The 18,127-nt window shown below is 45.9% G+C and carries 13 protein-coding genes and 1 tRNA gene; 1 reads left to right on the forward strand and 13 read right to left on the reverse strand.

Going from position 1 to position 18,127, the window contains the following annotated elements:
* Positions 1-705: 705 nt before the first annotated feature.
* The 7 genes from ACOIT5_RS05100 to ACOIT5_RS05130 form a co-directional block, all read right to left on the reverse strand.
* Positions 706-1,746 (reverse strand): L-rhamnose/proton symporter RhaT, encoded by a 1,041-nt coding sequence (locus ACOIT5_RS05100; protein ID WP_423129385.1) that lies wholly within the window; start codon positions 1,744-1,746, stop codon positions 706-708.
* A complete protein-coding gene (locus ACOIT5_RS05105) occupies positions 1,731-2,723 on the reverse strand; it encodes a DUF6786 family protein (protein WP_423129386.1) in 993 nt (330 codons plus the stop codon). The genes ACOIT5_RS05100 and ACOIT5_RS05105 overlap by 16 nt, the downstream gene beginning before the upstream one ends.
* The gene (gene rhaM / locus ACOIT5_RS05110) at positions 2,723-3,058 is read right to left on the reverse strand and encodes an L-rhamnose mutarotase (protein ID WP_423129387.1); all 336 of its coding nucleotides are present in this window, start codon (positions 3,056-3,058) and stop codon (positions 2,723-2,725) included. The genes ACOIT5_RS05105 and rhaM overlap by 1 nt, the downstream gene beginning before the upstream one ends.
* 42 nt (positions 3,059-3,100) lie before the next feature.
* A complete protein-coding gene (locus ACOIT5_RS05115) occupies positions 3,101-4,033 on the reverse strand; it encodes a polysaccharide deacetylase family protein (RefSeq protein WP_423129388.1) in 933 nt (310 codons plus the stop codon).
* A 13-nt stretch (positions 4,034-4,046) separates the two neighbouring features.
* Complete coding sequence (locus tag ACOIT5_RS05120; RefSeq protein ID WP_423129389.1) at positions 4,047-5,213, reverse strand: M24 family metallopeptidase; 1,167 nt, start codon at positions 5,211-5,213, stop codon at positions 4,047-4,049.
* A gap of 52 nt (positions 5,214-5,265) precedes the next feature.
* The gene (locus ACOIT5_RS05125) at positions 5,266-8,229 is read right to left on the reverse strand and encodes a carbohydrate binding domain-containing protein (RefSeq protein ID WP_423129390.1); all 2,964 of its coding nucleotides are present in this window, start codon (positions 8,227-8,229) and stop codon (positions 5,266-5,268) included.
* Between the two features lie 75 nt (positions 8,230-8,304).
* Complete coding sequence (locus ACOIT5_RS05130; RefSeq protein WP_423129391.1) at positions 8,305-11,244, reverse strand: hypothetical protein; 2,940 nt, start codon at positions 11,242-11,244, stop codon at positions 8,305-8,307.
* Between the two features lie 534 nt (positions 11,245-11,778).
* On the opposite strand from ACOIT5_RS05130, the gene ACOIT5_RS05135 reads away from it, so the two are divergent.
* Positions 11,779-12,645, forward strand: coding sequence for an AraC family transcriptional regulator (locus tag ACOIT5_RS05135; protein WP_423129392.1), 867 nt, complete (start codon positions 11,779-11,781; stop codon positions 12,643-12,645).
* 46 nt (positions 12,646-12,691) lie between these two features.
* On the opposite strand, the gene ACOIT5_RS05140 is transcribed toward ACOIT5_RS05135, so the two are convergent.
* From ACOIT5_RS05140 to ACOIT5_RS05165, 6 genes are all read right to left on the reverse strand, one after another.
* Entirely contained in the window at positions 12,692-13,822 is a 1,131-nt protein-coding gene (locus ACOIT5_RS05140) for a nucleotidyltransferase family protein (protein WP_423129393.1), read from the reverse strand.
* Complete coding sequence (locus ACOIT5_RS05145) at positions 13,815-14,960, reverse strand: hypothetical protein (RefSeq protein WP_423129394.1); 1,146 nt, start codon at positions 14,958-14,960, stop codon at positions 13,815-13,817. Before ACOIT5_RS05145 ends, ACOIT5_RS05140 begins: the two co-directional genes overlap by 8 nt.
* 521 nt (positions 14,961-15,481) lie before the next feature.
* Positions 15,482-16,156: a site-specific integrase gene (locus ACOIT5_RS05150; protein ID WP_423129395.1), complete on the reverse strand. Its 675-nt coding sequence runs from the start codon at positions 16,154-16,156 to the stop codon at positions 15,482-15,484.
* A 33-nt stretch (positions 16,157-16,189) separates the two neighbouring features.
* Positions 16,190-17,017, reverse strand: a complete 828-nt coding sequence (locus ACOIT5_RS05155; RefSeq protein WP_423129396.1) for a phage integrase SAM-like domain and Arm DNA-binding domain-containing protein — start codon at positions 17,015-17,017, stop codon at positions 16,190-16,192.
* Between the two features lie 297 nt (positions 17,018-17,314).
* Positions 17,315-17,387, reverse strand: a tRNA-Gln gene (locus tag ACOIT5_RS05160).
* 163 nt (positions 17,388-17,550) lie between these two features.
* Positions 17,551-18,072: a hypothetical protein gene (locus ACOIT5_RS05165; RefSeq protein ID WP_423129397.1), complete on the reverse strand. Its 522-nt coding sequence runs from the start codon at positions 18,070-18,072 to the stop codon at positions 17,551-17,553.
* Positions 18,073-18,127: the final 55 nt, after the last annotated feature.

Genomic DNA, 18,127 nt, shown 5'->3' on the forward strand with positions numbered 1-18,127 from the left:
GAATCAATAGGTGAAGCATCCCGCACCCCTGAAAATGATATCTAATTATCTCACGGTATGAAGACTGACGTGGCAGAACCATGATTCTGCCCCTTCTACCCATCTTGGAACCCGTCACCGGCAACTCTATTTTTGAAAAAGAAAAAGAGATGAAAAACACGTGTTGTTTTAGCTATTTTCTTCAAATCCACTATACAATATTACCCATATCGGATTTAAAAGCGTAGAAATATTTTATCTAAAAATAACACAATTTTAATATGAAGATTCTCGGATAATTTAATCCGAAATTAAGCCGAATTAACGGGATTTGAAATGGATGACCAAGATTCAATTCATTTTAAAAACATATTTTATTTGCAACAGCTATCCTCAAACCTGCATTCAACATATCCGTATCGATTTGAACATGAGTTTATTCTCCATAGTTGATCACATAAGAAAATTCAAGAAGGCCAAATAGACTCAAGCTGAAAATCAAATTCACGTGACCGACAGCGGAAAAACAATCCAGATGCCGGTCTGCCACAGAAAAACGAAGATTTTTTTATAAAACCGAATTCGGATAGGTGACACTTCTACCGCAGAAGTGTAAAAGAAAACTACCTTGAAAAAAGGTATTGAATTAACTCAGGTTAAGCAATTTTCTCTTTTGAAAAAGACTCTATCGCAGAATGCCTTGGATGGCCGGTGTTTAATTTGTCACTATCCAGCCAGGTAGTTGCCCAAACCGATCATCAGTACAGAAAGGATGAGCAAAATGATACTGGCCCATAATGATGCCAGGGTACGTTTGTCGGCCATGTGCCATTCTTTCAGCCAAAGGCCCCACAAATTACTGAAAATGATGATCGACGACATATGAATACTCCAGCTTGTGAAATCGTATTGTCCCATTTTAGTAGAACCCATGCCGTAAAAGAAGAACTGCCCGTACCACATGACACCACTGGCTGTGGCAAGCAAATAATTCCGGAAGAGTGTGGATCTCGGACGGAAACTGAAATCGCCAAATGATTTTTTCCGGAGACTGAGGATCATGGTATAGACGAAATTGGTTGTAAAGCCGCCTGCAAAGGCAAGTACAAATATCGGGTTGTTCATGTACACTTCCTCCGTGCCTCCCCTCAGCGCCTCCTGGGCCAATGGTTGGCCCGCTTTTATGGCAAACGCCATGAAGGCGCTCAATACCCCGCCAATCACTGCGACTGCCAGCCCCTTGACGACAGAAAACTCGCTCCCGGAAGGGGTATTTCCCCCCTTGTTCAGTTTACGGTCTTTCAACACACCTGCGTAACCGCCAAAAACTATCCCGGCGATACCGATAATAAAACCGACCAGGATAACTCTTCCTGAAAGCGTCGATATAAGCATGCCAGCCTTATTATCGATCAGCGCAGGCACCAGTGTACCGACGACAGCCGAGACCCCCAGGCTAATTGACTGTCCGAGGGCAATGCCAAGATAACGCAGGCCCAGCCCGGCCATCAACCCGCCAAACCCCCAAAGCACACCAAACAAATAGGTCCAGAACAGGCTGGACATGTCACTATTGACCAGAATGCCAAACAAGTCGTGTGTGGTAAGCCATCCTCCAACCCAAGGCATAATGACCCATGCAACCATCCCCAGGGTGATCCACGAGGTATGCCAGGCCCACCTTTTCATCGAGTAGGTTGGAATATAAAAACTGGCAGAAGACAATCCGCCTATCCAATGAAAAAATATACCTAAGAGTTGTACCATAGCTGTTCCGTTTTTACGTGTTCTGCTGTCTGCTCATTAACCTGGAAACGGGTTGTTATATCAACGGTTAATTCCGTTCCGGGAACAATGATCGCCGGGCAGCCGCCAACCGCTTCAATCTCCATGAAACCGGCCGGGTCGCTGTACACACTGTAACGAACCCCTTTTTTGGAAGGCGCTACTTTGGGCGATGCATCCCGGATATCGATGTGTGCGTGATCCCGGGAAATCAACCCGGCACTACGCCGGACAGCCAACCCACGTTGCGGGTCCCGGTATTCGATGTAGGGAACTTTATCGTCCAGCCCGATCTGGTAGCGCATGGTTGCATCGGTCGCCGACCGGCAGAGCGTTTTTGTCCAATGGCGATAGTGCGAACTGGGTTCATCGTACAAGTCCCACACCGATGATTTTGACGTGCAGGGAAATACAACCTCACAGCCCGGCCCGGAATCAAACTGGCATAACGACCACGGAGCTATCAGGAAATCTTTGTTTTTAAGCTCTGCCTGCCCGATATAGGTTATGCTTTCCCGCACCTGTACCGTCAATGCACTTTTTTTGATGCCCAGGCTGATTTGCCGTTTAAAGAGCGTTGGTATTCCGTAACCTTTATTGTTGATCAGGTCCACTTCTCCCTGTATGGTGGCACCGCTTTTACTTATTTCGACGACCATATAACGAATACCCCTCAGCCCGGGCGACACCCTCCAGTTACCGGTTGAATACTGGTAACCGTGTGTTGTGCCTTCGGGGGCAGGCCAAAGGCCGTCGCCACCCGGGTTAAAATAATGGTTGTGTGTATTCTGACCGGAAATAGCTTCCGGGTTGACCCTGTTCAAAACTATGCCATCTTTAACCGTAAATAAACGGCCTTCCATATCCAATGCAATGATCACTCCCGCATTTAAATTCCCGATAAGGTGTGTCGCTTTTCCAGCTTGCGCAAAGGCAGCCAACAAATCTGCTGCTTTCATTATTTTTGATTCATTTGACGCAAATTAAATACTTCTTTTAATAACTCTTCTTTGGCCATGTGACTATCTTCGCTCTCCGACACCAAAACCTCTTTCATATATTTCCACCAGTTTTGGCATACTTCAGATTCGCCTATCCTGTTAAATAAGGCTTCATCTTCTATTTCGAGGTAACCAAACAACGCGCCGGTGGCTTCGTGAAGAAAAATGGAATAATTCTTCACCCCGTGTTCAAGCAATGCGGCCTCCATTTCAGGCCACACCGGCTTGTGCCTTCTCTCGTATTCGCCTGCCATGCCCGGCTTTGCATGGATCAGGAACGCCCTTCGTACCATATGTTGAATTGTTGAAGTTTGATTTGATCTTTTTCCGTTCGATTAGTACCCTTCAGCCAATGCCCCGGCAGTAACGAACCTGCCGCCGGCTTGCGCCAGCATCCCGCATAAGGCATCCAATTCTTTAACCGCCACGGGGCCGCAATTCTCGACGATGAACGACAGCGGCTTCACGCTACACTCGCCGAAGTCGATCGCCTCCTGGGGCATCGGATAAAATTCCCAGGGATGGAGATAAAGGCAAATAACGGGACGCACACCCTTCTTCCCAACATAGTTAATAAACCCGTTTATCTTCTCCATCAACGCCCCCGCTCCTTTTGTTCTGAACATGGGCCACTGGTCCCTGTCCCGTTGGTAAGGATCGTTACTTTCCATTTCCATATCGCAAAAGTTCGGGATCTCCAGGATGTTCATTTCACCCTTTTCCGTCCAGTTGTCGACCGACGGATGGTATGGCCCTAACTGGTTCCGATAAAAAAACATGGGTAACGAAGCATCAGCCACGTAACCCAATTTTTCGAGTACGTTCAGCACCTGTGTACTACCCCACAACCTGGGGCAGCGAAAACTTTTTGGCTGAACGCCACTCACCCGCCTGACAATTTCGGTTGCAATGGTCAGCCGTCCTTCTACCTCGGAAGGCAGAATGGGCCAGTTGTTGGGCAAGGGAAAGATCGGATCGCCAAGCGTTTCGTGGAACAATCCGTGACAGCCGGTTTCGTGCCCGGCGTTATGCACCTGTACAACGATCTCCGGGTTATTCTCAGCCGCATGCCCTGTCCAAAAGAATGTGGCAGGTGCACTATGTTTTTTCAGAACATCCAAAATGATGGGCGTACCGAACTGTACGCCCTCATAGTATGAAGTATAGGAACCGATATCCGTTTCCATATCGAAACCCAGCACAACATCAAATGAATGATCCGGTTGAGCTTTTGTTTCAGTGTTTGATTTTGCCGGTTTTACCATCATTTTACATCAACTATTATTCACAAAAGAGTTTATCCATTTTCTCACTGAAGGCAATCGGCCCGTTTTTGCCGATCTCGTAACCTGTTTCGATGCGCACACCGTTAAATTCAGGATGACCAAAAAAGCTGACATCGATGCTTACCGTCATGCCCTCCTGTAAAATGTCATCGCTTTTGGGGCCAAAAAATGGCGCCTCTGCCTCGTGCAGACCAATGGTATGAACAAAAGGACAAACCAGATATTTCGACAGTCCGTGTTTTTCAAAATAAGCCCGAGCCGGAGCATCAATTTCCTTGCCCGATTTTCCCGGGACCAGTTGGGCTTTTGTCAGCCGAAAAGCCTCTTTCAGGTGTTCGATGCACACTTTCTGTGCGTTGGTATACTGCCCGGCAACGGCCAGGACATCACCCACAACCCCGGCGTACCCGTTCACTTTTGGCGCAATGCCGATCATCACCAACTCGCCGCTTTGTAACAGCTTAGAACTGGCAGTAGGTACCACAGCATTTGACCTGATCCCGCTCCCGATAATGGTACTGAAACCAAAACCACTTGCGCCACGACTGCGCGAAGCGTACTCACCGGCAGCAGCCACCTGTATCTCCGATGCTCCGCCACTTACCGCAGCTTTCATGGCATCGTAGGCATGGTCGGCCAACTTAAACGCGGCACGAATCTGTTCTCGTTCCCAGCCTGATTTTTCGACGCGCAATTGCAGAAATTCGGCGCTTATATCGATCAATTGGACGCCACCAAAACCATCGACAATCTGACGATGACAATCGGCCGGCATACGTCCGGCGCCAACCATTCCAATGCGTTTAACACTTCCCAATTCCGCATTTAGTTCGGCAAACAATTGGGGAAAGTCGATGATCGAAGCATTTGGGTATTCCTCATCGGGAACCATGAACACCGGGAAATTACGGGTTTCGGTGATCATGCTGTCCTGCTTTGCAAACGGCTCGCTCTCCGGACCACCGAGAATACGGGGTTCGCCCGCACGGGGAATAAGTACGGCTCCACTTTCGAATTGAGGACACCATCCTGTTAAATACCAGCCGTTCCCAATGTTGAATTCATCGTAATAAATCAGAGCGGCATCCAACTCCTTGCTTTTTAAAATCTCTTGTACTTTCGCTATTCTTGAGTTACTCTCAACTTTGTTTAAATAAGGCATGATTTTCTAAAATTATAATTAAATAGTTGAAAATTTGTTTTTCCCTAAATATTTACCGGGCAAGCGGTTTTCCTTCGCCGATTACCGTTACCTGTACCCTCGGATTTATTCCTTCGGGCGGTTCGCAGGCAAATGAAACTTCGTTATTCCCCGGATAGAGCACCGGGATGTTCCCCTGGACCGGGACATTCCTGATAAACTCGCCCTTTGGCCCGTACAATTTACAATCGGCAAGTGATTTGAACTCCAGGTACATGCCCGATTCGAGGCTAACCGGAAAGCATATTTTTTCCTCGCCTATCGCGACCGTTGGGTTGGTTATGGTGTTAGCAACAAGAGGCAGCGCTTTGACAGGTCCTATAAGCGTGGAAACCGTTTTTCCTGCAGGCAGGTTGTTATACCAGAACTGTAATTTGTCTACCTGATCAAAAGCGACCTGGTGACGGTATGAATCATACACATAAAAACTGGAACTGGAATAAGGGGCCGGCCAGATGTAATTGCTGAATTCGGAAGATTCGATTTCAACCAGTTCAAAGTATTTCCAGCCGGTAAAATCGATCGTGATAAAATGGTCGCCCCGCGCCCCATGCGAGATATGGTGCGGACTTTCGATGCGGAGGTTGACCAACTGCCCGTTCCCGTCGCCCTTGACCCACACACCCAAAGCCTGGTTCCCGGCCAGATTCATATGCGGATCAAATTTCTGTTCCATTTTCACCCAGGAGGCTTCCCGTAAAGATTCACCGGAACTGGTGGCAGTGAAAGTACCGCTAACTCCACCCCCAGGCGTCTCTTCCCCTAATATCTTTAACGCTCCGGTTACGCCGGCAGCCGTTTCTTCCGGCTTAAAGTTCATCTCTCCCGAAAAATCGGATAATACAATGTTGGCAGTGTCATCATAAGCCTTTACGGACATCAGTGCTTCGATCCTTAATTTGACCGGCTGTGATTCAAATTCATTGACAACAGTCCAATTGGCCGTCGGGTGGTCGAGCCCGGCCACTTTGTGTCTTTGGTAGCTGACCGGCTTGAAATTCCATTCGTTGTCCGGAGTCCTGAATAAGGTGAATTCCCTGCCGGGCTCCCGCAACAGCTTGCGGATCGAATCATTGAAATAATGGCGATGTCGCAGTTCTTCGTATTGTTTGATGATTGCATTCAGGCGTTTAAATGCCGGAAATTCATCCAGCGTTTTTTTATCGAAGCCCCCCAACATGGCAAGCCCGGCGTTGTTGCCGATCATTTTGCAGGCCAGGTATTCGATATCGTCGGAGAAGGTAGCCTCAACCTGCGGTGGGTTCCAGGTTTGATGGGCCCACCAACCCAGTTGCAGCGGCAGCATAAGGCCGCCGTTCCCGGCCGGCGCCAGCTTATTGATCAAAGGGGTATGCCCGCGCCATAAACCATGTTCGTATTCATCCGATTTGATGGAGGCACAATGGATATCGACAAACCGTTTGTACCCGCGCACGGGACGGTCCCAAGCCTGCCACCTTGAACGGTAATGCCACCAATGATGGATCATGGAACTCATTTCCATGCCTACCGGACGTTTCAGTTGCCGTGCAGTTTCAAACACAAATTTACCTCCGTAGTACCAGAAGTTTTCCGGCCCGGCAAGGATGTCGCTCCCATCGATGGCATCAAAATAAATCCCGTCAAAACCAGCCTGGTCAACAATTTCGGCGGTTCTTTTTGCTATTTCGCTGAACAAGGGCGTTTCTACACCCGGGACGAAGCGGTTGAACATCTCCCGAAGGTGGTAGGCCTGCGTATTTGCCTTGTGCGAAGAGGCCTTTGTCCCGAGCGCTCCACGCTTGCACCCGGTAAATTTATACGGCGGGGTTTTGGTTACCCCGGTAAACTCGATCAACTCGCTGCCGATGCGCAATGTAACGCTGTTCCGTTCAAAAAAACCGGTGATCAGCGAAATGCCGTCGGTTGGCTCTTTCACCTCGATCTCGCTGTCAGTTTCGCCAATCGGCTTTTCGAGTGTAAATGTGCTGAAATAACCCAGGTCTTCCCGGGGAACGGGTGTTACATACCTGGAGTTTTTATCGATAAAAAATGCATAGGTTTGAAAGATGGACGAAATGCCGGCATCATGTAGTTTTTTGTTGATTCGCTTAAACGTGTCCCAGCCATCGGGCCATTTTTTACGGTCAAGCTCAAAATCGCCAAAACGAAAAAAATCGGACCTCCCGTGGTTGTCTATTTGGGTGAACCCCAAATTTTTGCACATGCCAATCCACTCATCGACGGTTTCTTCGGTGAGTGTGCCAAAATTCATCAGGTACGACCCGTATCCCTCTTTTGATAACTGGGCCCAAGCGCCGCCTGCATCCGAAAAGGGAATATCCCTGGCATCTTTCATTACTTCCCGGATTGCGGGCAGCATATCCTTGGTGGGAAGGCCGAGCAGCGTAATTTCCGCACCATCTATCCCGAAACGGTTATAGGCGGTGGCCCAAAGATGGGTTTGCAACGCTGGAAGCTGGCGGACATGTGTGGAAATATTCATAGACAGAACACAGGCCGCAAACGGCTCATCGGGCATACCCTCCAGTTTAAGCGGCACATTGATGAAGGTCAGGGATTCAGCGTTGCCGGATACCCTCACCACCTTAAGCCTGGCACGGTCGTTTGTTTGATTGACAAGCACAACGGACCTTACCCCTGCTTCTGCAAATTCGAGTGTCAGGGTGTCGCCGCTCAGCGAAACAGCGCTGACGGGGTACTGCTTTCCGTCTTTAACAACATAGGCACAATACGAGGCAGAATCAGCATTTAAATAGTCGGTGCCGGTCATTTTATCGATGAACTGCAGGTTCTTCCCGTTTCGGGCTATCCCGTACCTGAAACCATTCGTTTCAAATACAACGCCCTCTCCCCTGAACAGAAGAAGTCCATCTGCCGAAAATAACCGGATAAAAAGAAGGAGGATCAACCCCAACAGAAGCAAGGCGGGTATGATAAACCGGCGGTTAACGTATTTTTTCTTTATTTCCTGCATATTTCACTCTTTAGGTCTTTGTTATTTTTTGTCGTTGGCCATACACAACGCATTGACCTGATTCAAAAATACACGTTAGTTTTCAAGTGGTTCCCCCTCACTGATCACGGTCACTTGCACCCGTGGATTTACCTCGCCCGGCGAATCGCATGAAAAGGATAATTTATTTTCGCCGGTTTTAAGTTCGGGAATATTTCCAAGGATGGGCACATCCCGGATAAACCCTCCTTTGGAGTCGTATAATTTACAATCCGACGCCGACCGGAATTCCAGGAACATCCCTGACTCCATGCTGACTTGAAAAACGATCGTTTCACCCCCGATGGTGACGGCCGGATTATTGATTGTGTTTGACACCAACGAAAGCGCCCTGACAGGCCCGATAAGGGTTTCCACTGTTTTGCCGGGAGGCAGGTTGTTATACCAGAACTGAAAATGATCCACTTTCTCAAAATCCACCGTATGGCGATACGTATCATACAAGCTGGCAAAAGAGGGCGCCCACTCATAGTTGCTGACCTCGGCAGACTCGATTTCCACCAGTTCAAAATACTTCCATCCGGTAAAATCAACATGAATGAAACGGTCAGCCCGGGCGCCGTGGGCGATATGGCGCGGGTTGGCCACCCGGAGGTTCAACAACTGGCCGTTGCCATCCCCTTTGATCCAAACGCCTATCGCCTGATTTTCTTTCAGGTCTAGGAAAGGTTCAAACCGTTTTTCTATTTTGGCCCATGAAGCTTCCTGCGGCACCTGACCCAAACTGGTTGCCATAAAAAGGCCTGCAGCTTCACCTTCCGGTGTTTTTTCTTCCGAAACCACCAATTCACCGGTTACCCCTTTGGCGGCTTCCGGTCTGTCAAAGTTCGGCAAACGGTCAAAGCCAATCACGCCGATATTTGTCGTGTCGGCATACGAATTGACAGACATCAGCGGTTCTATTCTTAATTTGACCGGCTGGGGCCCATACTCGTTCATCACCTGCCAGTGCGCTGACGGGTGATCAGTCCCGGCAACTCTGTGCTTTTGAAAACGAACCGGCTTAAAATTCCATTTGCCGCCAGGTTCCTGAATGAGGGTGAATTCCTTCCCGGGTTGGCGGAGCAACACCCGCACCGAATCGTTAAAATAATTTTGGTGGCGCAATGACTCGTATTGCCTGATAATCTCGTTCAATCGCTTGTAACGGGGGTATTCATTTTCCGTTTTTTCATCAAAGCCGCGCAACATGGAAAGTCCTGCATTGTTGCCAATCATTTTACAGGCAATGTATTCAACGTCATCCGGGAACGTTGGCTCCACTTGCGGGGGATTCCACGATTCATGTCCCCACCACCCCAGCTGCAAGGGCAGCATCAGTCCCCCGTTTTCCACGTTAGCCGTTCTTTTAATCAGTGTGGTATCGATATTCCTGATGGATGACTGGCCTTTACTTAATTTTATGGCTGCCGAATGAATGTCGACAAACCGTTTGTATCCGCGTACGGGACGGTCCCATGCCTGCCATCGTGACCGATAATTCCAAAAATGATGGTGCATCGAACTCATTTCCATCCCCACAGGACGTTTTAAATTTTTGGCAACTTCAAACACAAATTTCGTGGCGTAGTACCAGGAATTTTCTCTCCCTGCCAGGATGTCGCTTCCATCGATGGCATCAAAATAAACCCCGTCGAAACCAGCCCGGTCAACAATCTCGGCTGTTCGCCTGGCTATCTCCCTGAATAACGGAGTCTCCGGGCCTGGAACAAACCTGTTGAATTTTTCTTTAAGCTGATAGGCCTTTTCACCGGCGGGATGCGAAAAAGCGTTTGTGCCCAGCACGCCGCGTTTGCAGCCGGTGAGCCTATATGGCGCTGTTTTGGTCACCCCACTGAAAGTGATCAGTTCTTTGCCAATCCGTATTGTTGTGCTGTTGTTCAGAAACATCCCTGTTATCGTAGAGATATCCGCTGTTGATTCTTTCACGGTTAACTCCGTGTCCGTTTCACCCGCCGGCTTGTCCAGCGTAAATATCTTGAAATAATCGAGGTCCTCGCTGGGAACAGGCGTTACATAGCTGGCCTTTTTATCGATATAAAAAGCATAGGTGTGAAAAATGGAAGAAATTCCCGCGTCATGAAGCTTGTCGTTGATCCGTTTGAAACTGTCCCACCCGTCGGGCCATTTTTCACGGTTTAGCTCAAAATCGCCGAACCGGAAAAAGTCTGACCTGCCGTGATTGTCGATTTGTGAAAACCCGACATTCTTACACATTTCGATCCACTCGCCCGCCGTTTCCTCCGTAAGCTCGCCAAAATTGAATACATAAGACCCGTATCCTTCCTTTGCCTCCAGTGCCCAGGCACCTCCAACGCCGGAAAAGGGAATATCTTTGGCGTTTTTTGTTACTTCCCGGATTACCGGCAGAATATCGTTTTGAGGAACACCCAATAAGGCAACCTTTGCCTTGCTCATTCCAAATCGCTGGTAACAGGTAGCTTGGAGATGTGTTTGCAGCACCGGAAGTTGCAAAACGTTGGTTTGTAGGTTCATCGAAAGTGCACACGAAGCAAACGGTTCGTAAGGCATCCCTTCAAGCGTAAGCGGAATATTCAGGAAAGTCAGTGATTCGGGCGACCCGCTTATTTCGGCAATCGCCAGTGTTATATAATTTTCTTCACCTTTTACGCGGATACGGGCAAACACCCCGGCGCCGGCAAACGTTAGTTCCAACTGGTTACCGTCAAAAGAAACCGCGCTGACCGGATATTCCCTTCCTGCTTTAGTTACAAACGCGCAACTGGAAACCCGATCGGCATCCAAATAGTCTATCCCCGACATTTTATCGATAAAATGCAGGTTGTTCCCATTCGCTGCAATTTCGTATCTAAACCTGGCATTTTCGATGACAGCTTTACTGCTTCCTTTTTTCAGGCCATTTGCTGCCATCGCGCCGGCAAAAGAAAGGCACAGGAGGCTCAGCAAAAGAAAAGCTGATATGCTAAAACGATCACCTACATTACTCTTTTTCATTTTTCACACAACGTTTAAAAAAATTCGTACAAACTTACCCCTTACTCTTACATTCAACTAAGCCGGACACATTGTCTATGGTGCTGAATGATCATATCTTTCTTCTCCCAGTCGAGTTTCTGAATCCAAAGTATCCTTTCTTTAAAAGAAAGCAAATCATAGGGTTGAAACGGACAATCGGCTTTTCTGTCCCGGGTTGGGCATCCATACGCCAATCCGTATATTTCATCCAAGTTATTCATTATTCGAAAAATATTGATTCCTGCATCAGAAATGATTGTTTCATAATCCCTCAGCAGCATTGCTGGAAATAACCTAATTTTATATGCCAAGTTTACAGCGATTTAATTAAGGAGAGTATAACTATCCTATCAAAAAATAATACATTTTTAATATCCCTTATGATGAACCAGGTTTCATTAATTTGGAAATAACTATTTATTTTTTATTTTTGACATCAATAGTAAATTTAGGTCATTTTTGAAGCATTTAAGCAGTCACTATTGATATTTATTATTAAAATACCATTATTTTATGACTCCTTTATTTCAAAAAATTGAGGCCAATCTGAACCATTCGTTTCATGTTGATCACATGAAATTCCACTATTTTCCAAATCCGCTCCAGTTTCATCCAGAGATTGAAATTCTGCTTATCCTGCAGGGAACAGGAACCCGTATTGTTGGAGATTCCATTAGTCGTTTCCGACCTGGGGATGTGATTTTGGTAGGTCCAAATATTCCGCACGTCAGTTACAGCGACTCCCAATACACTTCAGAAAACAGCAAGCTTTTTTCTGAGGTGATCTTTGTCCTCTTTAAAGCTGAAATTTTCGGAGAACAATTCTGGAGTTTACCGGAATCTAAAAGCATACTAAAATTACTTCAGATTAGCCGTGGAGGGATCATCCTCCACGGAAAAACCAGGGAGGAGGTATCTTCATTGATGCTGGCTATGAGGAACTCATCGGGTTTTAACCGGATAACCATCCTACTTTCAATACTTGGCGTCATTGCCACACGAAAAGAATACCAGTTATTGGCCAACCCGATTACCCAGAATAACTTCAACGAGAGTGACTCGGACCGGCTCGACAAGGTTTACGATTATGTATGCGCCAACTATTACCAGGAGATCACACTTGAAAAGGTGGCGTCACTGGCATGCCTTTCCATTCCGGCCTTTTGCAGTTATTTCAAAAAACGGACGAACAAAACCTTTGTCCAAGCTTTAAATGAAATCAGGATTGCCCAGGCTTGCCGTATGCTGACAGAAGAAAACCAACCCGTTTCGGGCATCTGTTATTCCTGCGGCTACACCAATGTTTCGTATTTCATCAAGCAGTTTAAAAAGATAACAGGTTTTACGCCGCTTAAATACAAAAATAAGTACGAGAATTAACAGGCGCCAACTATTTCCACCTGACGAAATCCCCGTTTAAAACATTCTACCTGCCGCCACCGAAAAACCGCAGGTATGAACGAAAATGTTCGCGGTACCATTGGCGGTTTCCCAACCGGCGGAGCAACGATCGGCGCATTTTGGCGGAATAGAACGATTTTATGACCTGCAGGGTAAACCCAACGACAATCCGTTTGACCAGGTATATAACCGTACGATGGATATGATAGAAGATTGAAGAACTGAGGTTCAGGTCATGTTTCAGGGTAAAGTACCAGGATGAAAAATTGCCTTGCCGGCAAAACCTTCCCGGAAACCCGAATGCCTTCCCCGCAAAAACGAAATAAGCGATCGCCTTGTTTTCCGCCTTCATTTCAGGGAGGGCCTGTTCCACGCGATATCGTTTTGAAAGCAGGTATAAATCGTATAAATCGCGAAAGGAAACGATGCCGTAAGTGTGGCCTTCGTGCCCTAACTGGCTGTGTATAAAATTGAGCATGGTGTTATGTTTGTCCGAAAGGACAAAGCACCCGGGAAATGTTGGCACCTCTTTTTTCTCCTTGTCAATCATACCGGGACCGAACCAAGACTCATACGCTTCCGATACAGGCAAACGGTGGATTTCAAGGGCAGCGGGCGCATCGGTACCATCCGGCTTTGCAATCCTGGGATAATGTTTCATATCGTTGACATCTGTCCCGAAAAATTCACCTACCATGCTGTACCCGCTTTGTTTTAAAAGGCCGGCAGCTAACAGGTAATCTTTCTCCCGGACAAGAAAATCGATATCGCCGATCATTCGCTCACCGGGATCGGAATACAAACCATCCAACAAAAAGCCCGACCCTTTCAGGAACGTAGGAAAGATGTTGCCCCTGTTGAGAATTTTCGTGACCTCGCTAAGTTGTTTCATGATTTGAGTGTTTCGCGCACGGTTTAATTCGAATATCTCCTTTAAATAACCGGCCAGTTCCTCCGGCAAATCCCCGATGAGCTGTTGTTCCCTGAATTTCAGGTAAATTGCAGGTAAAACCAAATGACTGCTGCCCAGGGCCACAAACCGTTCCCAATCGATCAACCCGCCCTTTATCCGGCGGATGGTCTCTTCCCTGAACCCGGGGTGCTCGTCCATCGTCAGGCATTTGCCGATAAAATAAAACGTTTCCAGGTTAGTCATGGTCAAACAAGTTGGCGATGGCATCAATTGCCTTTTGGTTGTCTGAATAGGTGAGTTGGTAGAAGGACATCTGCATGACCCGGTCGAACAATAGTTCGGCATTCCCCCTTGCCGGGGTGACCCAGGCCTGGTCAAGCATCGACTTTATCGCTTTCAGGGTGCTCAATTTCTCCCACGCAAAATCTACCGACTTATCGTAACGGATAAAAACATATTCCCGGACGGGATAGGCCCCCCCCTGAAAGCAGGATTTAAAATCAGGCGCCAGGAACCGAACACTTTTTTCGGGGGAGATGTACGTTACCGGCCTTTCTTTTAATGCAGGGAAAAAAGATGCAAGCAACTCCACTGACGTTTCTTTCACCGACATGGCTATCGGGAAAGGGTATGCGCTGAAAGTCCGCCTGTCAACGGGAACAAAATCGTCCGAAATTAATTGATAACCATTAGCCTGGAGCAAAGCAGCAAAGGTGGTCTTCCCGTGGTTGGGCGGCGCAGAGAACAAAATGGTCTTCTTCCCGTTTGTGATGGCTGATGCATGTACGGTCATCAGCCAATCATCATCAGTTGTGCCGTGCATCATGTTGACCAAAAACATGAAGATCAATCCTTTTACCAAATGGGTCTCATCGTTTCTCCATATTCCTTTTACATCGCCGTCAACTCGAAAAACAATACGCCCCTGGTATGCAAATAATTCAAAAAAAGGCATATCATCCTGCTCGTCTGTGGTTTCGAAATGACTGATCAACGGGTGAAGGTAATATTCAAAAAGGCGGGTTTCGAAGGAAAATGAAATCAGTTTTTCGCCCAGCCTGTAACGATGAACAGAAAACGGCGTGTAATCAATTTCAGTCAGTTCGGTTGAAATCCCGTTCCTCTTATCTTCAGCGTTATCCGGTTGGTTCATTTTCTCAATTTTCAGCCTGATATCCCGGACAAAGACCAGGCTTTCTTCCAGACTTACACTATAACGGTTTGAAAATTCTTTGGCAATCGTACCGGCGGCGTAACGCTTATTTGTTTTGCTGAAAACAAACCACGCAGGTTCTTCCAGTTGAAGGTACAGGTTGCTGTTTTGGAACCAAAGCAGGTAAGAATGACCAATTTTCTTTTTTATGTAAGGAATTGCTGGCATAATAATTAGATTTGTCCTATGATAAAGTAAAAATTAAAATTAATATAAAAATCGAAAAACCTCAGTCTGCTATGTTATTAACTTACAGATACGTAGATTCTACCACCGGGGAACAAGAAAACCTACCACCAAGTCTTCGACATTTATACCTGGTGTAAAATAATATTTTACATAAAACAACAAAGAGATACATAACAACGGTCGAAAATGACACCAAATACCACTTTCTTTTCCTTCATTCAGTCCCATTTATCAACAAGAGTTCCCTCAATCTTATCAATTGATCTGTCACAAAACTAATGCAATTTGCAGGTTGTAATCAAAATAAAAGGAATTTTATCAAGGAAAACGCATTAAAGAATCAGAAATTATACCTCCCACACACAACCAGAAGCTTTCCCACCTCATCATTTTATCTTATCAAGAAAGACCTTTGCCCAGCACATCGCATGACGTACATATATTTTGGTGCTTAAAAATAAAACCGTTTTTTCTGCTGCTGAAGTGAAAGTAGAGATAAATTAATCACCTAAGCTTTCAGATAATATCAATTTTAATTTACCAGTATCCTCACTAATCTTCTGCTCCAACACTTTTGCGTAAATCTGAGTGGTCGAGATGCTTTTATGTCCCAATATCTGACTTCCCGTTTCAATAGGTACCCCATTACTTAAGGTTACCGTAGTGGCAAACGTATGCCGCGCCAAATGAAACGTCAGGTTCTTTTTTATTCCGCATAGATCGGCAATTTCTTTTAGATAGCTGTTTAGTTTCTGGTTTGAGATCAGCGGTAATACTTTATCCCTACTGACAGACTTGGGATGTTCCCTGTATTTTTTATAAATATTTAAGGCTTTCGGTAGGAGCGGAATCTGCAGTTTTGTATCGGTCTTTTGCCGTCTTGAGAAAATCCAGTATTGACTATCGATTCCCCGGTTGATTTCATCAGTCCTCAGGTTAATTGCATCAATATAAGATCGGCCGGTGTAGCAACTAAAGACAAAAATATCTCTTACGGTTTCCAGTCGTTCAATTTCAAACTTTTTGTTTTCAATGACCTTTAGTTCTTTCTCTGTTAAAAATCCCCGGTCAACTTTGCGGAAGCTGAGTTTGTACGAATCAAACGGATTTTGAGTGACCCAGCCCAGGCGAAAACCCAAATTGATCATTTTCCGGAATCGTTCCTGGTGCTTCATCACCCCGTTGTTCCCGATAACCTTCTGATGATCCTAAGGTTGGTAATTTCTCAGAAAATATTCAAAATCTGTGATAAACTTGTAATTGATCTGAACCAGGTAAATGTCAGAACAGGCAAACACAAAAATATCCCTTACCGTGCTCAGCCGTTTTATTGCAATCTCTTTGTTCATCAATTTCGACAATTCGTCAATTGTCAAAAAATCCCGGTTGGATTCCATACTTTTCACTTTATAGGAGTGGTAGGGATTCTTTGGGAGCAGCTGCATAAAAACAGCTTTATTCAGAACCCTCTTAAAATCCTTATGATAGCCCCAGGCGGTATTGGAGCTTACCTGGACAACTGATTTCAGGAACAGGTCGAAAGAATCGAGGAACTGGTAGTTGATCCTGCTTAAGGCCATATCCGTTCTGCCGTATTGTTCCCGGATAAACTCTTCCAGCCTCCTTCTGCAGGTACGATAATGTTTTAAGGTACTGTACGTATAACCATGACCAAGTTTACCTTCAACAGATTGAATCGTCAGGTCAAACAGATCCAGAACCTGCTTTTGGTTTTTCGGTCCCGTGATGCGTTCTTTCAGATCGGTAATATCAAAATCATCACCAATGGCTACCAACTGGTTATAGAAGTCGTTTACTTTAGAGACAAACTTACTGAGCCGGTTGTTGAGGATAGTGGCCGACTCACTTTTACCGGTAATTAACTGCCTGTTGTTATCCCACTGGGGTGGATCGACAAAAATTCCGGTTGAAATCTCAGCCCGGCGCCCCGCCATCGTAATACGTGCATAAACCGGAGTTTTCCCATTCAAATGGGATTTGGAATTCTTTAATGAAAGATTGATTGTAATTCTCATAACCTGCAATTTTAAAATTATAAATTGAGGTGCAGATTTGGTCTCGGTTGGTCTCCTAAATTACGACTGAAAGAGTCTGAAAACAACAACCAAAATGCACCAAATTGAATCAATTAAATTCTAAATACCAGAGAGTTATGAGTTTTACCGAGACCTGTTGCTGAAAAATCCGGATTGGTCTCGATATGGTCTCGCTTACCTTGACCATTTATGGTTTATTCTGAAGTGCTGTTAAATAAAAAAGTACTTAAAATCAACGTTTTAAGTACTTTTGCTATCTTTTGGATTCCCTTTTTGTTGACCCGCCAGGGCTCGAACCTGGACTCTTCTGAACCAAAATCAGACGTGTTGCCAATTACACCACGGGTCAATCATACCTGTCCTTTTTGTAAAGACAGGTGCAAAAGTATAAAATTTTTTAAATCAAAAAACGGATTCATTTGATTTTTTTAGCCAAAGAATCCTGCATTCAGCTTAATGGTTTTATTATCAGTTTAAAAACAAGGTTTGCTCCGAAAAATTATTGCCACTCATTACCGGCAACGATACAGCTTTTGGAGTAAATGTTTTCCACGCGCTTTGATCCCCGCGGTGGGATGTAATTCGATTTCATGTTCAATGAGCTGAATCAGTTCCGGTTTGAGTCCATGCTCTGTTTCAGATATTTCATACAAGATCTGCATGGCATGTACACGAACAGCAACCGGATAAGCCGGATCGGTGAATAGTTTCAGGCAAAAACTGAACAGAAAGTCAAGTTGTGTTTCCGGGATCGGGTTCTGACTGATGATTTTCAGGAAATGCCTCAGTTTGCCCTGATTCTTTGTTGTTTTCAATGACCGGATCAGCTGTGGAAAAAAGGGTCGCACCAATCCGGGGCTCTGTTCTGCGATTTTATCCACCATCCATGCCGCGCGCCAATATTCCTTTCGGGAATCATCGCAGGCCACCTGTAACAAAACCGGTAGATTTTCCGGATACTGTAAGAAATGCTGAATGTAGAAATTCAGGTTCTCCCACGAATGGATCATATCGGCAATTTCTTCTTTTGTCATAGGCGCAAATTCATCCTAAAAGTATAATTTTATGCCCAATCTCAAAAACTGCCGG

This window comes from Gaoshiqia hydrogeniformans (assembly GCF_049347105.1).
GTDB lineage: Bacteria > Bacteroidota > Bacteroidia > Bacteroidales > Prolixibacteraceae > Gaoshiqia > Gaoshiqia hydrogeniformans.